At 46.9% G+C, this 17,737-nt stretch carries 19 protein-coding genes, 1 pseudogene and 1 riboswitch; of the genes and pseudogenes, 8 read left to right on the top strand and 12 right to left on the bottom strand.

Annotated features, from left to right (window positions below):
- Nucleotides 1-86: 86 nt before the first annotated feature.
- The 3 genes from IPP66_22390 to IPP66_22380 all read left to right on the top strand — a co-directional run bounded on the left by IPP66_22390 (nt 87) and on the right by IPP66_22380 (nt 2,659).
- Nucleotides 87-680: a hypothetical protein gene (locus tag IPP66_22390; GenBank protein MBK9928029.1), complete on the top strand. Its 594-nt coding sequence runs from the start codon at nt 87-89 to the stop codon at nt 678-680.
- Nucleotides 681-967: 287 nt separating this feature from the next.
- Nucleotides 968-2,215, top strand: coding sequence for a CpaF family protein (locus IPP66_22385; protein ID MBK9928028.1), 1,248 nt, complete (start codon nt 968-970; stop codon nt 2,213-2,215).
- A 60-nt stretch (nt 2,216-2,275) separates the two neighbouring features.
- The gene (locus IPP66_22380; protein ID MBK9928027.1) at nt 2,276-2,659 is read left to right on the top strand and encodes a toll/interleukin-1 receptor domain-containing protein; all 384 of its coding nucleotides are present in this window, start codon (nt 2,276-2,278) and stop codon (nt 2,657-2,659) included.
- 366 nt (nt 2,660-3,025) lie between these two features.
- Here IPP66_22380 and IPP66_22375 read toward each other — a convergent pair whose 3' ends face one another.
- Complete coding sequence (locus IPP66_22375; protein MBK9928026.1) at nt 3,026-3,529, bottom strand: ferritin-like domain-containing protein; 504 nt, start codon at nt 3,527-3,529, stop codon at nt 3,026-3,028.
- 239 nt (nt 3,530-3,768) lie between these two features.
- Between IPP66_22375 and IPP66_22370 the strand changes: the two genes are divergently transcribed.
- Entirely contained in the window at nt 3,769-4,134 is a 366-nt protein-coding gene (locus tag IPP66_22370) for a TIGR03987 family protein (GenBank protein ID MBK9928025.1), read from the top strand.
- A gap of 61 nt (nt 4,135-4,195) precedes the next feature.
- Here IPP66_22370 and IPP66_22365 read toward each other — a convergent pair.
- The 7 genes and pseudogenes from IPP66_22365 to IPP66_22335 all read right to left on the bottom strand — a co-directional run bounded on the left by IPP66_22365 (nt 4,196) and on the right by IPP66_22335 (nt 10,861).
- A pseudogene (locus IPP66_22365) lies at nt 4,196-4,437 on the bottom strand (GlsB/YeaQ/YmgE family stress response membrane protein).
- A 383-nt stretch (nt 4,438-4,820) separates the two neighbouring features.
- Entirely contained in the window at nt 4,821-5,216 is a 396-nt protein-coding gene (locus IPP66_22360) for a hypothetical protein (GenBank protein MBK9928024.1), read from the bottom strand.
- On the bottom strand, nt 5,213-6,922 hold the full coding sequence (locus tag IPP66_22355) for a signal peptidase I (protein ID MBK9928023.1): 1,710 nt from the start codon (nt 6,920-6,922) through the stop codon (nt 5,213-5,215). The genes IPP66_22360 and IPP66_22355 overlap by 4 nt, the downstream gene beginning before the upstream one ends.
- 125 nt (nt 6,923-7,047) lie before the next feature.
- A complete protein-coding gene (locus tag IPP66_22350; protein MBK9928022.1) occupies nt 7,048-7,416 on the bottom strand; it encodes a hypothetical protein in 369 nt (122 codons plus the stop codon).
- Between the two features lie 140 nt (nt 7,417-7,556).
- Nucleotides 7,557-7,648, bottom strand: a riboswitch (cyclic di-GMP riboswitch).
- 244 nt (nt 7,649-7,892) lie between these two features.
- On the bottom strand, nt 7,893-8,063 hold the full coding sequence (locus tag IPP66_22345; GenBank protein MBK9928021.1) for a hypothetical protein: 171 nt from the start codon (nt 8,061-8,063) through the stop codon (nt 7,893-7,895).
- A gap of 207 nt (nt 8,064-8,270) precedes the next feature.
- Complete coding sequence (gene htpG / locus IPP66_22340; protein ID MBK9928020.1) at nt 8,271-10,127, bottom strand: molecular chaperone HtpG; 1,857 nt, start codon at nt 10,125-10,127, stop codon at nt 8,271-8,273.
- A gap of 101 nt (nt 10,128-10,228) precedes the next feature.
- Entirely contained in the window at nt 10,229-10,861 is a 633-nt protein-coding gene (locus IPP66_22335) for a methyltransferase domain-containing protein (protein ID MBK9928019.1), read from the bottom strand.
- A 128-nt stretch (nt 10,862-10,989) separates the two neighbouring features.
- On the opposite strand from IPP66_22335, the gene IPP66_22330 reads away from it, so the two are divergent.
- Nucleotides 10,990-11,481 carry a CoA-binding protein gene (locus IPP66_22330; protein ID MBK9928018.1) on the top strand — a complete coding sequence of 164 codons (492 nt, stop codon included), beginning with the start codon at nt 10,990-10,992 and terminating at the stop codon, nt 11,479-11,481.
- Here the strand turns inward: IPP66_22330 and IPP66_22325 are convergent.
- The 4 genes from IPP66_22325 to IPP66_22310 form a co-directional block, all read right to left on the bottom strand.
- Nucleotides 11,478-11,837, bottom strand: a complete 360-nt coding sequence (locus IPP66_22325) for a hypothetical protein (protein MBK9928017.1) — start codon at nt 11,835-11,837, stop codon at nt 11,478-11,480. The genes IPP66_22330 and IPP66_22325 overlap by 4 nt on opposite strands.
- Before the next feature lie 147 nt (nt 11,838-11,984).
- Nucleotides 11,985-12,380 (bottom strand): hypothetical protein, encoded by a 396-nt coding sequence (locus tag IPP66_22320; protein MBK9928016.1) that lies wholly within the window; start codon nt 12,378-12,380, stop codon nt 11,985-11,987.
- On the bottom strand, nt 12,377-14,020 hold the full coding sequence (locus tag IPP66_22315; GenBank protein ID MBK9928015.1) for a signal peptidase I: 1,644 nt from the start codon (nt 14,018-14,020) through the stop codon (nt 12,377-12,379). The genes IPP66_22320 and IPP66_22315 overlap by 4 nt, the downstream gene beginning before the upstream one ends.
- 92 nt (nt 14,021-14,112) lie before the next feature.
- Entirely contained in the window at nt 14,113-14,484 is a 372-nt protein-coding gene (locus IPP66_22310; protein ID MBK9928014.1) for a hypothetical protein, read from the bottom strand.
- 302 nt (nt 14,485-14,786) lie between these two features.
- Between IPP66_22310 and IPP66_22305 the strand changes: the two genes are divergently transcribed.
- From IPP66_22305 to IPP66_22295, 3 genes are all read left to right on the top strand, one after another.
- The gene (locus IPP66_22305) at nt 14,787-15,302 is read left to right on the top strand and encodes a class IV adenylate cyclase (protein MBK9928013.1); all 516 of its coding nucleotides are present in this window, start codon (nt 14,787-14,789) and stop codon (nt 15,300-15,302) included.
- 152 nt (nt 15,303-15,454) lie between these two features.
- Nucleotides 15,455-15,973, top strand: a complete 519-nt coding sequence (locus tag IPP66_22300; protein ID MBK9928012.1) for a 50S ribosomal protein L9 — start codon at nt 15,455-15,457, stop codon at nt 15,971-15,973.
- An 83-nt stretch (nt 15,974-16,056) separates the two neighbouring features.
- Entirely contained in the window at nt 16,057-17,724 is a 1,668-nt protein-coding gene (locus tag IPP66_22295) for a DUF4115 domain-containing protein (GenBank protein ID MBK9928011.1), read from the top strand.
- Nucleotides 17,725-17,737 lie beyond the last annotated feature (13 nt).

The raw sequence follows: 17,737 nt of genomic DNA, 5'->3' as shown, positions 1-17,737 counted from the left end.
GGTTGTTTCAATTTTTCACTTAATTAGAAAGGGAAATTAAGATGTTACCTCCAACACTTTGGGTTGAAATTGTCATTGCGGGTTTTGTGTATTTATTAGCAAGCGTTTTTCTTATTATGAACAAGGGCGAAATTTACGATTTCGAATTCATGAAAAATATGAAAGATTATATCGGACTGATTTCTTTGTTAATTGTGTTTGCTTCCTATATTCTTGGGTTGTTGATGCATAGATTGATACAGGGATTTCTCTTAAGCGTGATAAATACTATTCTCAAAAAGTTGAATATCGATTTCAATGTTTTGGGTGATGCCAAGCCTGAATATGACCAGATGAACTTTGTCTTGCAACAATATGGCTCACAGTATTTGCATAGGGAAATTGACTTGCAATATAGTGCGTTTGCATTATTTACATCGTTGATCGTTTCTCTGCCTACTTTGGGGATTGCTTTGTCCATGTGGTTAAGCCATACTGTTGCAAAGGATTGGGCATCAACAGCTCTCTATATTTGTTTTGTCCTTGCATTTTTGTTCTTTGTTGTAGATATCAGGCAAAGGAGAAGATTTAATGGTATTCGCGATGCGGCATTCAAAGAATTGATGAAACTGCATGAGAAAAATTTGGATGAAAAAGGAACGAAGCAACGTCGCGCGAGGAAAGGCGTGGAGAGAGGGTGATGGACCTCACCCTGGTGGCGGTTATGATCGGCATGATGACTTGTCCCTCTCCAAATGGAGAGGGTTTAGGCTTCCCCTCCCTTAGGGGAGACGAGAGCCACGCCTATATTGTCGTGATACTTGGATGAATATGTGGGACAGATGTTACTTGAATCCTTGTTGCTTTTAGCTATGATATAAGCCTGTATTTCGATCCTAAAATTGCTCTCGCCGCCGAGAGCAGAATATTCGGATAGATTCTAAATCTATATTTCAATCCGCTGGTTTGAAAGTGAACGAGGAATAGCATGCCTATTGATTCAGAAGAGTCGGTAAATTCTTTGGATGACGGTCAAGTTCGAAAGATATTTCATGACTTGCATACGCGCCTAAATATATCGGTCGATTTTGATTCTTATGAGCCAGGCGGACTGCAATTCTGGTCTCAACTTGAATCTGACCTTGTTCGAATACTGGAAATTGATTCCATTAATGATATTGAGAGTGCAACCAGGAATCTGTCAGTGGCTTTGGGAAGACTTGTCAAAGAAGAACAACTTTCGCTCACTGAGCCCGAATTGGATGATCTATTGAATCAACTTGTTGATCATTATTTCGGGCTGGGGATGTTAGATGTTTTACTAAGAGACGATTCGATATATGAGATCTTTGTAAATAATTTTCAAGAGATCTATTTTGGAAGTAAAGGGAAGATGCAAAGAGCTCCCTTCTCCTTTTTGAATGAAGCTCATCTACAGCATGTTGTCGACCGCCTTTGCGCAAGGAATAACGCGCCACTGCCATCTGACAAAAATCCTGTTACAACGTTTGCATTGCTGGACAATTCGACGGTGATCATCCTGTTTCCTCCGGTAACTCCCAATTCACCCTCGGTGTCGATTCGTCGCGTTGTCAGAAAACCGATAACCATAGAGCAACTTGTCAAATGGGGTTCTGTATCAGCCGATATGTTGCAATTTCTAAAGGCTTCCGTAGAAGCCCGATTAAATATTCTGGTCTGTGGATATCAGGGGGCGGGGGCGGATACGATAGTAAATGTCTTGTCCAGTTTTGTGCCAGGCGACGAGAGGGTCATCTCTATTGAATATGAAAACAATTATTCACTTCGTATCAATCATCTAATTAAGCTGATTGCTCAAAATGATTTGATGGACGAGAATTCTTTTATAAAGCTGTTGGCTTTGACTGGAAAACTAAGAGGAGATCGCCTGTTTTTGGGAGAATTCTTGTTTTCTGATGCTTATGACGCTTTGACCAATGTCAGCGATAATTTTTCAGGGTCACTATTAAGGGTCGTGGCTAAGTCTCCCGCTGATGCTGTCAATAGACTAGAAACGTTTATTCAATTAGATAAACCGAACCTGCCCCGTACCAAAATCGGTAATCTGATATGTTCTTCCATTGACCTGATCGTTTATCAAGAACGCTTGAGTGATGGAACAAGAGTGATAAAAGAGATCGTTGAAGTTCTTGATGAAACTAATCGCGACGGTCAGGTTCTCTTGAAAGAACTCTATGGTGTTTACCGAGCATGATTTCAATATGGCAAGATACTTCGGAAGTTTAAGTCTTACGGCCCTCCATCCGATAGATTGATGGAAAAGATCAATACTGCTGGTATAAACTTGCCATCAAGCATATTTGTGCCTGGCGAAGATACAAAACATGACGCGAAACTAACAGAAACTGAAAGACGGGCGATAAGATTTTCTAAAGGTAAATATGCTTTTGTATCTTATTCACGAGAAGACAGAGACCGTGTCCGAGCTTTAGCGAGCGAATTGGAAAATAAGGGATTTGATGTCTGGCTGGATGTCTTCAATATTAACCCCGGAGAGGAGTGGACCAAAGTCCTTGAAAATGCCATAAAGAATGCAGGCGCGTTTCTTGTGATATTAACCCCTTCTGCTGCCCAGTCGCAGTTTGTGAGAACGAAATCATTATGGCTCAAGATGAGAAGCTGCCTATCATTCCTGTGAAGATGGATGAATGTGATACTCCCATTCAAATAAGAGCATTGCAGTATATTCTTTATGATAAACACGATATGACTGCTACCGTTAATCTAATATCTGAAAGTCTATCAAGATATATTTCAAACAAGCAATTGCTTGGCAACATGTAATTCGAGTTGGCGATTTCGATTTGGTTCGAGTAGCTATTTGTCTGCGCAAGGAATGGCGTGGAGAGAGATGGTGATGCACCCTCCTGCCCGCTACGCGCCAAATGCGACATGAAAACTTTTTATGCGGCCAGAATTTAACTGTCGTATTTGAGGGAGATCTTATAAAAAACAAACTCCCTGGGTGTTCATCCAGGGAGTTCTTGTTCTTAGCCTCTAAAATTTAGATCGCTTGAATAGTTTCAGGGGTGATCATGTTCTCACCCAACTCTGCCAGTTTTTGATCGGCAGCTTCTTCTTCATGAAGTGATTTCGTCAGAAGGTCAACGGCTTTATTGTCACCTAACAATTCAGCCATATGGATCAGGTCTTTATAACCACAGATCTCATAATGCTCAACTTTTTGACATCCACCGATCAAGGCTGAATCCATCAAGTCTGGAGAAGCATATTCTTCCGCGAGGGCTTCTTTGCCTTCTTCAAGAACGCCTTCCATGCCTGCGCATTTCTTCCCGCGCGGACTGACATCCAAAGATTGAGAAACCTGCTCAATGCGGGCAACTTGGCCTTCCGTCTCCTTGAGATGTTTTTCCAAAGCCTTCTTCAATTCAGAAGAAGTGACGCCTTGGATAACTTTCGGCAGGGCTTTGAGAATCTGATTTTCGGCACTATACATGTCCTTCAAGTGCTCAACATACATATCGTGCAGGGTTAGTTCTTTTGTCATTGTGAGTTCCTTTTATTAGTTATGGGGTTGGTTGAAATTCTTATCTCCTTTACTTTATAGTAACCCTTAAAGACTCGGAACACCCATCTGGCGAGTATTAACCTCCCCCAAGTCGGGGAGGCCAACACTGCCTAACACGAGCAATTGAACTGACTTTACGTGATGTTTGACACAGTCCGCTTTGGGGGGAGGTCACTATAATTCTCTCGATGTAAAAAATAATTTTGGAGGAACCATCCATGAATCCCCTCGCTGTAATCGTGATCAATTCGGCTTTGATCCTTTATTCCATCGGTGTGTGGAGTGAGCGCCTGCAAGGGCGACTCAAAATCTGGCACACGGTCTTCTTTTACCTGGGGCTGGTCTGCGATACATGGGGCACGGGCATGATGTTCGATTACGTGGGCGGCATGAGTTTCGATGTCCACGGCATATCGGGCCTGCTTGCGATCCTCCTGATGTTCGTCCATGCCCTCTGGGCGACTGTCGTCCTTGTGAAGAAGGACGAGAAGATGATCGTGAATTTCCACAAGTTCAGCATTTTTGTCTGGCTGGTCTGGCTCATCCCGTATTTCAGCCCGATGGTGCTTCGAATGCTTGAATGAGATCTTGTATATTAAATAAAAAGGACTCGCAGTTTGAACTGCGAGTCCTTTTTTGTAGAAACTAGATGCGGCGTATTGCCCTGATGACAAGGACCAATACAACACCACCGAGTGCTGCCACCAGGATCTGTCCAAGCCAACTCGTGGCTTGTAATCCCAAAAGGCCAGCCAGCCAACCGCCGATCAAACCACCGATCAAGCCGACGATCAAGTCACCGATCAAGCCGAAGCCGCCACCTTTACGATGACGCCAGCCAGCCAGCCCGCGATGATACCGCTGATAATCCATATTAGTAAGCTCATTGTTCTCTCCTTTTAGATTAATAGGATTTTGTGTGCGACAAATTTTGTCATATTAAAATCTTAACATGGTTTTTTGTAAAAACCTTTTTATAGTACTTATGTATAGTTTTTTTTGGATGAAGATACTTCGGCTGAATATGCAGAACGAAAAGCAAGAGCCATTGTTACAGAGTGAACATATAGGAGGTTACTTTGGTTTTGCTGATGGCACTGACGGGGTGTAACTTCCCCGGCAGTGATTCGGGGGACGATGGGGCATCACCATGTTCTTCGAACGTTAGCAGTTTCACGATACATCGCATTTAAAAACGGACTTGAAAACCTCGAGGTGTTTTCGAGTCCGTTTATTTTATTTGAGACTATAAGAAACGAGTCGTCATTTGTTATTGGATCTCGCTCTCGCAAGTGTCAAACGTATCTACCCCCGAACTACCGAGGCAGATGTCATTCCCATCACCGCCGGTCAAAATGTCATCACCTCCTCCGCCGAGGATGCAATCGTCTCCACCCAGGCCGTCGATAGAGTCTGTACCTGTGCTTCCAATGATTAGGTCATTGCCCGATGTTCCAGTCACTGTGCCTGACCCGCTGACGATGTTCGTCAGATAGATCCCAGCACAAACGGGTGGTTTGATATCTTCCGCATAGACGGGAATCGACTCAGCCCCAACATTCGTGTCCGGTACGTTGATACCTGCGGCAAAAGCAGAAACAACACTGACCAGGATCAATGTAAATGCACCGAACGCGAAGAATTTTATAGAGAACGGTACTTTCATATTTTTATTTTCCTCATGATCACTGTTTTTATCGGTTCAGAGTATCCGTCATTATTTCTGTAAACGTTATTGTTAACTGCATACCGAATGCGTGTGTCGTCGACAGGCTGCGCCTCTACGATGTTCATTCGCTTAATGTCCGTTGCGTAATTGACCATTTCCCTGCGCGGTGGTTCGATCAGAGGAGCGCTGCTTTTCCCAGCGCTGAACACGAAGCGATATGTAACCCCGTTGCCCTGAACAAGATAACAATGCAGGAAGTTGAGGGTCATATGCAGAATAACGGTGTTATGCCGATCTGCCAGTTTTGCTAATTCATCTATAGTGGTGACATCTATGAGCGTGGACGCAGGCTGAATGTCCCGTTCGTAGACGTTTACCAGTAATGCGTTGTACCTTAATTTGATCCATTCTTCCTGACTGTGCTGTGCCGTTGCAAATGCCTGAAGCCCGAGGAGGATGATTCCGCTCATTGATACTGCCAGCCCGAACAATGCGATCGTTCGGACCTTTGAAACTGTCGGCTCCCAACCGAGAATGGAAATGGTGCTTGCCGCTACGTTGGGGTTCTGTGCCGAACTTTGTTGAGAGAAATTCAGTGGATCATCCTGCCCCTTGGGAGTGAAAAGGAAGAAGTGAACATCGTCGAAACGGAATACAAGTTTGGGGTCGAATGAATCGGTGATCTGTGTCCCAGCCGCATTGGCTGTTATCTTCACTTGCGGGATGATCTCCAACGTATACGTATTGGCACGTAATCCGGTTTCCTGCTCCAATGTATTGACCAGCGCGATAACCTGACACAGGTCAACGATGGATGCGGAAGTAAATGTATTCCCGCTAAAGGCGGTTGGCTGGTTGACGGGGATGGTGCGCTGCCAGCCGCTCTGTTCGTCCATGACGCGTGCCACGAGCTGATGCGCTCCTGATACACCCTGGAGTTGGTCACCTGAAACGCTATAAGTAAAATCAACGTTGAGGAAACAAGCGAGTTTGGGAAAGACCGGCTCGCCGGATTGCACCACATTTGAGTCGTAGAGGACAGGTGTGCCGGTGGCCGAATAGGAGAAATGACTTTCCTGCTGATACTTGATCATATCTGCCGGGCGTGTCGATGGACGAATGAAAGCGAAAACAGCCAGCCCAAGAAAGATCAAAGTACATATCCCAAAGAGATAGAGACCGCCTTCGAGCATCCCGCCAAAGCCTTCTGATGGGCGGTTTTGCTTTCCCTGTTTTTCTGAATTGATCATACCTTTCATAAGAACACCTCCGAGCAAAACGATCATGAGAGCCAGGTGCAGTGGTACACGCATCCACTTGAAAAAATTTCCAAGCTTTGGAATATAGATCCACTGTTTGCCGACAATTTCTTCCTGTGTTGGACGATACACATCGATCCACGAATTGTTATCGCCTTTGAATACATACTTATCCTGCCCTATGGCGATGATGCGATGAATGATGTAATCGCCCAGGATGGCATCACGATAAGTGACTACATCACCAACTTGATATGTCTGCGCTTTACGGACAATGACCAGGTCGCCAGTATGGTAGTTGGGCTCCATGCTGATGCCATTCACCATCACATAGGATGCCTGCCCGCCAAGCTTGGTAGGGGCGAAGGCAATCCACATAACCACCAGGCCTGCAAACAGGATGATGTTCAAAAAAATGGATGGCCGACGCTGAGATTGTTTCATGTTAGCCTTGCAGTGGGTAGGTATGAAATGGACAAGTTGTTTATTTGGAAATACGGCCTGACCGAGAGGTCAGGCCGTATTTCCAAAACCATCGGATCAAGATTTATTTGTTTGCATCTTACCGATTAATGGTCGCTGGCGACTATCGTGAGCGTGTCCATGGTGGCGGTCGTCGCTTGTGGGCTGGTTGTGATGCAGGTCCAATCAGTCAAAACATTAGTGCAGGTATACCAGTCACCGGCAACAGTATTTACTTGTATCTTTACCGAGGTAGCTGTCGCGTCTAATGTGAAATCAACCTGGTCAAGAAGGGTCGGATCGCTTGTATTGAATGTGTAGGCAACATTACTGACAACGTACCCAGTGACAGTTCCCGAACCTGTACCTGCTTTGCTGTCTGGGATACCTGTGATGGCTGCAGCGAAAGCGTAGCTGCTTGCTGCAAGGACGAGGACGGCAAACGCGATCAATAGAACTTTGAAATTACGAAACATGGCAATACTCCTTTTGTTTGCGGACAGGCTTTTGTCGATCCGCGCTTGTGAAACGAACTTTCTCAAGGTAGACATGCCATCCGAATAAAAAACCTGGCTGTAGTAGCCAGGCCAAATTCGCACAAAAAAACTTTGTGATCTTCGGCGGCCTGGCGGTCGTGGTCATCTCTAGTATGACGGTAGACCCATGGCTTTGCGTCACCGGCTTTCACCGGTTTTGCCTTTATCGGATGTTGTCTTATGCGCCTACTATAGCACCAGTAAAACTTTTTTACGTTGCAGGAGTGTGTCAAGGAAAATATAAAAACTGTCGAGTTGAAAAAATAAAGAATGCGGGGAAACCCCCATTTGAAAATTTCCCCTTCGGTTTTAGCCAGCAGTGACATCCTGAACTGTCAACTGGTTCCCATTTGTTCCAGATCACCCTGGCCATGACCTTCATCTTATGGGTAGAGAACTCAGGAGTTTCAGGGAAGTCAATGATGAAGGTCAGATTCTGCCCCCACCTCCAGTTCTTTTTCCCCGATCACCAGCGCCCCCATCATGGTCAGATTCCCGATGTAGCCATACAGAACCGTTCTCGTAGGGTTGTATACGGGCGTGAACGCCATGATCTTCTTCCGCTTCGACTTTCTTTTTTCGCTCATGGGTACTCCTTTCTGGTAATTCCAGTGTAATAGACCTTCCTGTTAAAATTAATCACCGGGTGGCGGGAGAAAAAAGATTATTGATTTGCAAAGGTTGAAATAGAGTGGGGAAGAAAGTCACGTCCTAACCACAGAGACACAGAGTCACGGAGTTTTTCAAAGATTTTCTCCGTGTTTTCGTGTCTCCGTGGTTAGTCTTTATGCGGCTCAGGCTTTACGCGCCAGCGCCGCTTCAATGATCTGTTGAACACGAGGAGCGATGCTCGATGGGTCGGGGTGTAGTCCTTCTACGAGTAGGGCGCTATCATAAATTTGCTCGATGATGATGGTCTGCAGTTCTGAGCCAACTTCAAGGCCGAGTAGGTTCTTCAAGATGGAATGTGACGGATTCAACTCCAACACTTTCTTGGGCGCGTCATAGTCCTGACCAAGATACTTATACACACGTTGCATTTCGGGATTGACGTTGTTATCTGCATCTGCCAACCGCGCCACAGACTGGGTCAAACGATTGCTGGCGCGCACATCGGTCACGCGTTCGCCCAACACCTTTTTGAACTGCTCCACCAGCGAAGTGAAATCCGTATCGGGGATCTTCTCTTCTTCGGGTTGGTTCTCTGTCTTTTTAGTTGTGTCCACTTCCGCTTGCGATACGTTCTTCAGATCGAAATCCTTGTACTTGCGCAAGCCCATCAACATGAACGAATCCATCGGGTCGGTGAGCAGTAACACTTCTGTGCCCTGTGAATGGAAGTAATCCAAATGTGGGCTTCGCAACACAGACTTCGGGTCTTCGCCCACGATGTAGAAGATTTCCTTCTGCCCATCTTTCATGCGTCCCACATAATCTTCCAATGATGACCACACTTCAGGATTTAAATTGGTTTTGAAGCGCAACAACGGATTGATCGTATCGGCGTCCGCTGGGTTGGCGGCGATGCCTTGCTTGAGATACACGCCGAACTCCTGCCAGAACGTTTGATAGGTCTCGGCTTTGTTCTTCGCCATGTTCTCCAACTCGCGCATTACCTGGCCTGTCAACACCTTCTTCAGCTTGGGCATCAGTCCGCTGGCTTGAACAGTTTCACGAGAGACGTTGAGCGGCAAATCTTCCGAGTCCACCACGCCTTGCACGAAGCGCAGGTATTCGGGCAACAGGTCCTTGTTGTATTCGTCGATCAAAATGTTGCGCGTGTACAACTTCAACCCGTCCTCTTTGCGCAGTGAGAACATACTGCGTTCCGATTTGCCGGGGATATACAACAGCGCATACAACTGCACCGGTGCATCGGTCACCATGTGGATGTGTGCGAGTGGGTCTTCGAAATCCAACGTGGTCTGTTTGTAAAACTCTTTGTACTGCTCGTCAGTCACATCCTTGCGTGGTGTGCGCCACAGCGAAGTTTGCTTGTTGACCGCGTCCTTGCCATCGCCCATGTAAATGGGGAAGCCGATGTAATCAGAATGTTTGTGGATGATATTCTTCAGGCGATATTCTTCGGCGAATTCAGAGGCATCCTCTTTTAATTTGACTTCGATCCGCGTCCCTCTCTCGCTTTTGTCTGCCGCGCCGATAATGAAATTATCCTCGCCGGTAGCGTACCAACTCACCGCCTCCGCCTCAGGCTTGAACGAACGCGAGATCACCCGTACCGATTCGGCCACCATGAACACAGAATAGAATCCCACCCCGAATTGCCCGATCACCTTGGAAATGTCGTCATTCTTGCCTTTGGCCGCTTCGATGAAATTCCGCGCGCCAGATTGAGCGATTGTCCCTAAATTCTCGATGATCTCATCGCGTGTCATGCCGATGCCGGTGTCGGTGATGACGAGTGTGTTTTTGTCTTTATCCACCTCGATATGGATGCTCAGCTCCGCTTTGGAATCGAGTACATTCTGGTTGGTGACCATCTCGAAGCGCATGCGGTTCAACGCATCTGACGCGTTTGAAAGCAATTCCCGCAGGAATACTTCTCGGTCCTTGTATAAAGAGTGGATCAGGATATTAAGCAGTTGTTTGGTCTCTGCTTTAAACGTAAACTGTTGAGTGGTTTCGGTCATGTTGCCTCCTGAAAAACGGAATGTCGCAAAAATTCTTTGTGATCGCTAAATATTTTAATCGGAACCATTTGCCTGACGATAAGAGTTTTGTAAGAGAAATATTATCCCGAACGCTTCTCGAATACGAACGAGACCAATCGCGGCGGCTTGCCTTGATCTTCCTCGTGCCAGTATTCGTTCAGCTTGACCAATGTCAGTCCGCTGACTTCAGCCGCATTGGTGAAATCAGAGATGTGATGGACGAACGCCTCCACCTCGACCGTCCCGCCTGCCTGCTCAAACCGTGCCTTTGATCCGCTGTATTGTTTAAACGGGTGTAATTCGTTGAGGAGGAACATCCCGTTGGGTTTCAATACCCGTGTGGCCTCATGGAAGATGTGGGGAAGTGCCTCGATATGCTCCAAGACGAGGTTGCACGAGATGAGATCGTACGCCACGTCTTCACACGGCCAGCGTTTTGTCAAATCCGCTGTCTCAAAACGGACGTTCCCGGCCTTGACCTTCTCCTTTGCCTTCTCGATCATGCCTTGCGAAAAATCGAGCGCATGGACATGGATCCCGACCTCCGCGAAGAACAACGTGTTCTTGCCGGTTCCGCATCCCAGCTCGAGGATGGAATCAAACCGTCGATTGGCGAGCAGGCCTCGGGTTACGTTTGAATCGAGGTCACGAGTCAGATTCATGTTCGTATCGTAGATATCCGACCATTTGTTGTAAGCGTCCTGAATACTCATTCTTCCTCTTTTAGTTTAAAGTAGTGATTTTTGTAATAGGCATTTTAGTCCAAAGATAACGAACTTTTCGTTCTCTCGTGCGTAGAATGGATTATGTCTATATTTGAAATGAGTAAGGAGAATGGATTATGGCAAAGCTAGATACGATGGTGCAGGGTTTTCTCTCGCAGAAGAAGATCGCAGTGGTGGGTGTTTCGGATAAACGCGAAACAGGTTGTAACTTGGCGTATCAAAAATTCAAGGAGGGTGGATATCAGGTCTTCCCGGTTAACCCGCGTATTTCCTCTTATGATGGTGTTGTATGTTATCCCGATCTGAAATCCATCCCTGAGAAACCCGATGCGGTTTTCATCTTGGCCAACCCGAAAGTGACCGATCAACTCGTCCAACAATGCGTAGAGCTTGGCGTCAAACACATTTGGATGCATTGCATGATGGGTACCAAGCCCGGCCTTGCGGCAGGCATGACCAGCGTTTCACAGGATGCGGTGGAGAAATGCAAAGCGAATGGCATCGCTGTCATTCCGGGGTCGTGTCCGAATCAATTCATGAATCCAGATTTCGGTCACAAGATGATGCGCGGTATGTGGCGCATATTTGGGTTTATGAATGTGAATTAATTGCCTGTTGCGATAACGTGGAGTTTGTCCATGCTGGCAATGCTGATCCCCGCTGGAAAGTCACAGCGCCAGTGGTATTCGTATACGTTCGAGCAATTTGCATATTGTGAAGTTGAGCTGATTTTTGCTGAAACATTACCAGCCGCTTTATCGAGATCGAAGCTTACTCCCCCCACAAGGGATGGATCATTCGAGGATTGATATTCCACATTGGAGACTACCCAGCCGCTGATCGTACCGATACCCTCGCCTGATGCCTGTGGCCCTGAATCGGTAGAGGCAAATGCATAGACCGGGAAAATAATGATCCCGATGGCGACACAGAAAATGAACAGAGTGAACAGACTTTTCGTCATGGTTTTCTGTTGGATATTGTATGTTTTTACCCGATGATGGGTATGGGGGGATTCACCCAATGGGGTGCGTGAAAGTCCTCCTTACGTGCACAATAAAACAAGCCAGCCTTCAAAAGGCTGGCTTGTTTTATTGTCTGTCTTCTTTAATTATTGGGTCTGCGTTTCACAGGTGGTAAAGGTGTCATTCCCCGGCCCACCGATGCAAATGTCACTGGCACCATTGCCTACCAATTGATCGTCGCCTCCTCCGCCAACTAGGCAGTCTGTGCCGCCACGCCCCCTGATCCTTTCGGCATTTGCAGTGCCTAACAATAATTCATTCGAACCAGTTCCGTCGCAATTCCCGCCGGTGCAAACCACCACGGTTGTCAAATTGATGGCGGAACAGGCTGATGGTTTGAGCGCATTGGCTGTGACTGAGTTGATCACCTGTCCAAGGTGGGTGACTGGCACAACATTCACAGCGGCAAATGCAGAAAGAGTGCTGACTACAACCAGCGCGATCACTACACCGATCACAAGACGAGGGATAAATGTCTTCATTGCAACTCCTTCCCCGCATCTTTCTTCGGGACATTTGATCCTGTTTCCTGACGCCCCATCACAAATCGATACGTTGTCCCTTCATCCTGAACGTAATAGGCGTGTGATTCGCTGAATTCAGTGTGAAGGATCATGGCATTAAAACGCTCTGCCAGCTTGCCCAGATCATCAATGGACGATACATCAATAGTCGTTTTTGAATCAACTACGTTGGCATGTTGAATGTCGATCATCATTGACCCAAACTTTGCACGAATGAATTGCGATGGGTCGCTTTTGGAGAGTGCTTGCAGTTTTGACCCTAAGAACAACAAACCGCCCAATGAAAGGATCAAGCCTATCACGGCGATCAGTCTAAGCGCGGGTACGGCAAACTCTTTGCCGAAGAACTTTACAGTATTGGCCTGTTCTTCTTCGTTGCTGATAACGCCTGTCTCACTCACATTCAACAAAGTCCCTTGTTCTTCATCGTTGACCAGATAAAAATGAATACGGTCGTACGTGAAAGCAAGCGCGGGATTGAATGTGCTTTCCAAAGCGTGATTTGAGATCGTGCCTGCTACCTTGATGTTGGGAGAGATGGTCAACGTATACGCGCCTGGATGAAAATCTGTGCCTTCTTCCATGGCTTGTGTCAGCCTTTCCATTTTGCACAAGTCAAGCTTTGCATTCGTGCCAAAGGTGTTGCCTTTGAACGTCGCTTCATCTTGCAGGGCTAATGTTCTTTGCCATCCACTGGTTGTTTCTGCAATAGTGGCGGTCAATTGGTAGGTCCCTGAAATATTCTCTGCCTGTTGACTCACAAGCGTATATTGAAAGTTCATGTCAACCACACATGTTAATTTAGGAAAGATCGGGTCACCGCTTTGAATAGTGCCTGAATCGTATACTCCCTGAGAGGAAGATGCCGTATAGATAAAAAACCCCAACTGATCGTAGCTAATATCGTTTTTTGCGAAGCGGGTTGCGGGTCTTGAAAAGGAAATAATTCCGAGGATGAAAGATACGAAGGCAACCAGCCCCAACGCAAAGAACATTGTCACTACTACATGTCCTTGGTCAGATGTATATGGATTCGACGGTTCAGGGTTGTCGGCCTTCATTAACCGTGTTTGTAATTTTTGTTTGATCGAAGCAAACCACTCTTTGTTCATCTGTCTTTTGCCTTTCGATTTGCCTTTGAAGAATCCCATCGTGATAAACCCAGCCAGTAAGCCTGCGGTTAGGGCCATCACAATAGGGTTGCGCATTATTTGAATGAAACTGCCGCCTTTGGGAACATATACCCATAATTTCCCAAGCACTTCTTGTTGTGCTGGCTCATAGGTATCCGTCCAGGAATTATTGTCTCCCTTAAGTGTGAAACGTCCCAACTTCTCTGCGATAATGCGGTGGAAGACGAAGTTGCCAAGCTCGCGGTTGTCATAAACGACTGCATCGCCTACCTCATATCGCGGTTCTTCATGGACGATGATCAGATCCCCAATATGAAAATTAGGCTCCATGCTGTTGCCGATCACGATGATATAAGATGCCATACCGCCTGCCTGCCGTGGAGCAAAGGCCAGCCACATCACGATCATCATGACGAACCAGAAGCTTGATGTAATATTGGGGAAAAATCGTTTATACAATGTCATTCTTTAGGTTTCGATTTTGCAACAAAGAACCCGCAGTTCCCTTGTGGTGTCTGCGGGTCCTTTGTTCTTTAAGGGGCAGTTCCCTGCGTGGATTACTCGGTGGCGATCACGCGCAGTTCGTTGGCCGCAGAGACCGTTGCGCCTGTGGTGGTACAACTCCAGTTGGTGTTGGTGGGAGCGTTGGTGGCGGAGCAGGAATAGTATGATCCTGTGGTCACCAAACGGATCTTCACTGTATTGGCGGCGGCGTTCAATGAGAATGTGACACTGTCAATGTTGGATGGGGTGGTAGCGTTCAGGTTGTACACGATGTTGGTGACGGTGTATCCACTGGTTGTGCTGGAGCCTTCACCAGCGTAGGTGGCTGGAACGGTGTTGGTTGCCGCAAAAGCAAAAGCCGTTGTTGCGAAGACCAGAACTACTAATACGATGACTAACATTTTGGACGAACGAAAGTTGAACATTTGTTATTACTCCTTATGTAATAAAATTATTGCCGCTACTATATCAACACTTTTAGTGATTTAACTTTGCAGGCGTGTTAGCTAACTTGTCTGATAAGTACATTACATTTTCAAAATAGATATTGTTATCCAAATTTTTTGTATATAAATTGTGGTAGAGATTTTTTATTCACTTGTATAAACCATTGATGCTATGTTTGTTTGATATGTCTGTACTGATTTTGAATGTTTTTATATTGAGAAATTCACAGTGTTATAAAAATGTGTTGCCATCATCTCGCTAAACCCAGTAAAATAATGTCATGCCATCTAACATTGAGATCAAAGCCTATGCAAGAAATTTTATTGAGATTAAAGCCCGCGCTGAAAAAATAAGCGACACTTCTGTGGAAGTTATTCCACAAGAGGATACTTTCTTCAGCGTTCCACAAGGACGTTTGAAATTACGTGTCTTTGCACCTGACCGTGCGCAACTCATCTATTACACCCGCCCTGATCAAGAGGGGCCCAAGCGTTCGGAATATCACATTGCCCATACATCCGACCCTGAGAACCTCAAGCGAGTCTTGGAACTTGCATACGGCATTCGAGGAGTAGTGAAAAAGACACGTTACCTGTATCTTGTCGGGCAGACGCGTGTTCACTTGGACGATGTCGAGGGCCTAGGTCAATTTATGGAATTGGAAGTCGTCATGCGAGAGGGGCAGAGCGATGCAGATGGGGAGGAAATAGCCGCTCGATTGATGACCAGCCTCGGGGTCGAAAGAAGCGATCTTCTCGAAGGAGCGTATATGGATCTTTTGGAGAAAAATATCTAAAGAAGGGCAAAAATTGAGGCTGGAACATCCAAACCATGCTTTGGCGTTCGACTTTCGACTCTGAGAATCGTGGTAGAATACCCCGCCGAGCGTAGTACCCTTCGCTCGAGTAAAAATTCTAAAAGCACGAAAGGGCTTGAACAATGAAAATAATGCTTGTTAAAGATGTCTACAAATTGGGCCGCGCGGGCGATATCAAAAAGGTCGCCGATGGCTACGGCCGCAACTTCCTGCTCCCGCAGGGATTGGCTGTGCTCGCCACTGCAGGCGCGCTCAAGCAGATCGAAAAGGTTCGCAAGCAGGCTGAGATCCGCCGCGCAGAACAGAACTCTGAGCTCAAGGGTCTGGCTGATCAAATCAACGGGATCGTTGTGAGCTTTGGCGCCAAGGCTGGTGATACCGGCAAACTCTATGGCTCCATCACCACACAAGATGTTGCTACCGCCATCTCTGAACAGACCCGCTTCGAAGTTAAGAAGCATCAGGTGGATATGCAACCCATTCGTAACCTCGGTGAATTCACCGCTCACGTCCGCCTCACCATGGACTTGGTCCCTGAAATCAAGATTGTCGTCCACCGCGAAGGTGAAGCGTTCGAAGAAGAAACTGCGGAAGCACCTGCCGCAGAAGCGCAGGCTGAAACTCCTGCCGCTGAATCGACCGAAGCCTAACTCATTCCCATCTGCCCATGACATCACCAGTTCATTCCCGTTCGATGGGGTGCTGGTGATGTTTCGTTTATTCCAAACGTAGTATGACGCAAACCATCGGCCAAAAACTCAAAGCTGTTCGTGAAGAAAAACAGATCACGCTTGAAAAGGCGTTTCAAGCCACGCGCATTCGTGTCGTGTATTTGCAGGCGCTTGAGGCCGACGATCTCTCGTCGATGCCTTCACCTGTGCAGGCCCGTGGCTACATGCGTAACTATGCCGAATACCTCGGGCTTGATATTGACCGATTGTTGGATGAATTACGTTCGCAAACACCCAGTGATGAGATCATCGGGCCTGCGGACTTAACTCCCCAACCGGTGCCTTCAACTCCTGAGCCTATCACTGTTCAAGAAGATGCGCCTCTTCCTCCACCGACACTTGATCCTGTCCAAGAGGCCGAACCTCAACCCGAGCCAGTCAAACCCAAACGCCGCGGACGTAAAAAAGTTGAGACGGAAGTAATACCCGAACCTGAGCCTGTTGTTGAACTTCAACCCGCTATTACAGAAGAACCTGCTCCTTCACAACCTGAACCCGTTATAGACGAAACAGTTGAGGCTGTTCAGGAAGAGGTGCAACCCAATGCTGATGTCAATGACGGCTTGTGGCAGACATGGTTGAACCGGCTGAGTTCTGTCATTTCAACACGGATCAATCGAAAGAGTGAATCACAAGAAGCGCCTGTAACTGAAGAAGTTCAATCTCCTGAATCACCTGAGCAGACACAACTTCCCGTTGATGCTACTCAGCCCATTTCCCAGCCAGTTAATCTTCAACATTCTGATGAGATTTTCAGAGAGATCGGCTTTGAACTCCGTAACCGCCGCGAGACATTGAGCTTACACATCGCCGAAGTGGAGCGCAACACACATGTCAAGGCGCACTATATTGAAGCGCTCGAAGATGGCGCCATGAACAGGCTTCCATCCACTGTGCAGACGCGCGGCATGTTATCGAATTACGCTTCCTTCCTTGATATGGATGTGGATGCCATCCTGCTCCGTTTTGCCGATGCATTGCAAGCGCGTCATCGTGAGAAGAATCCGCAACAGCCTGCGCGTAAGCCGAACCAACCGATTATTTCCTCGAATATGTCACTCAGTAGCTTTGTGGCAGGGGATATGATCTTTGGCATCGGTGTTGCTGTTTTACTTGTAGGGTTCGCGATCTGGGGCATCAACTACGTGTTGACCGTTCAGAATGAACGTGATGTACAACCTACGGCACCATCCATTTCGGATATTTTGTTGGCTTCACCCGATCCGTCGCTTTTTACGGCGACCCCGACCTTTTTGCCTGTTGAATCTTTTTCAGGCGAAGCTACGCCGACCATTATCATTCCAACGGTGAATATCAACGTCAGCGTGCAGGTTAATTTGGTAGCAGTCGAACGGACGTATATGCGTGTGATCGTGGATGACAAAACGGCATTTGAAGGCAGGGTTATCCCGGGGAATGCGTATCTGTTCGAGGCGGAGAGTCAGATCGAAGTCCTGGTAGGAAGCGGCGCAGCTATCCGCGTTGCTTATAACGGACGCGACCTCGGCTTGATGGGAACGTTTGGGCAGGTCGTGAGTAATATCTATCGTGCAGATGGAATCATTACACCGACGGCGCTTCCATCGCCAACGCCTACAGAAACCGTCCCACCCAGCCCTACTGTACCCCCGACCATTACGCCTATCCCATCAAGGACACCGGCACAATAGTTTTATCGTTATA

It is taken from the genome of Candidatus Defluviilinea proxima (assembly GCA_016721115.1).
GTDB lineage: Bacteria > Chloroflexota > Anaerolineae > Anaerolineales > Villigracilaceae > Defluviilinea > Defluviilinea proxima.
Note: the sequence above shows the minus strand (reverse complement) of the source record. Positions and strands in the feature narration are given on the sequence as shown.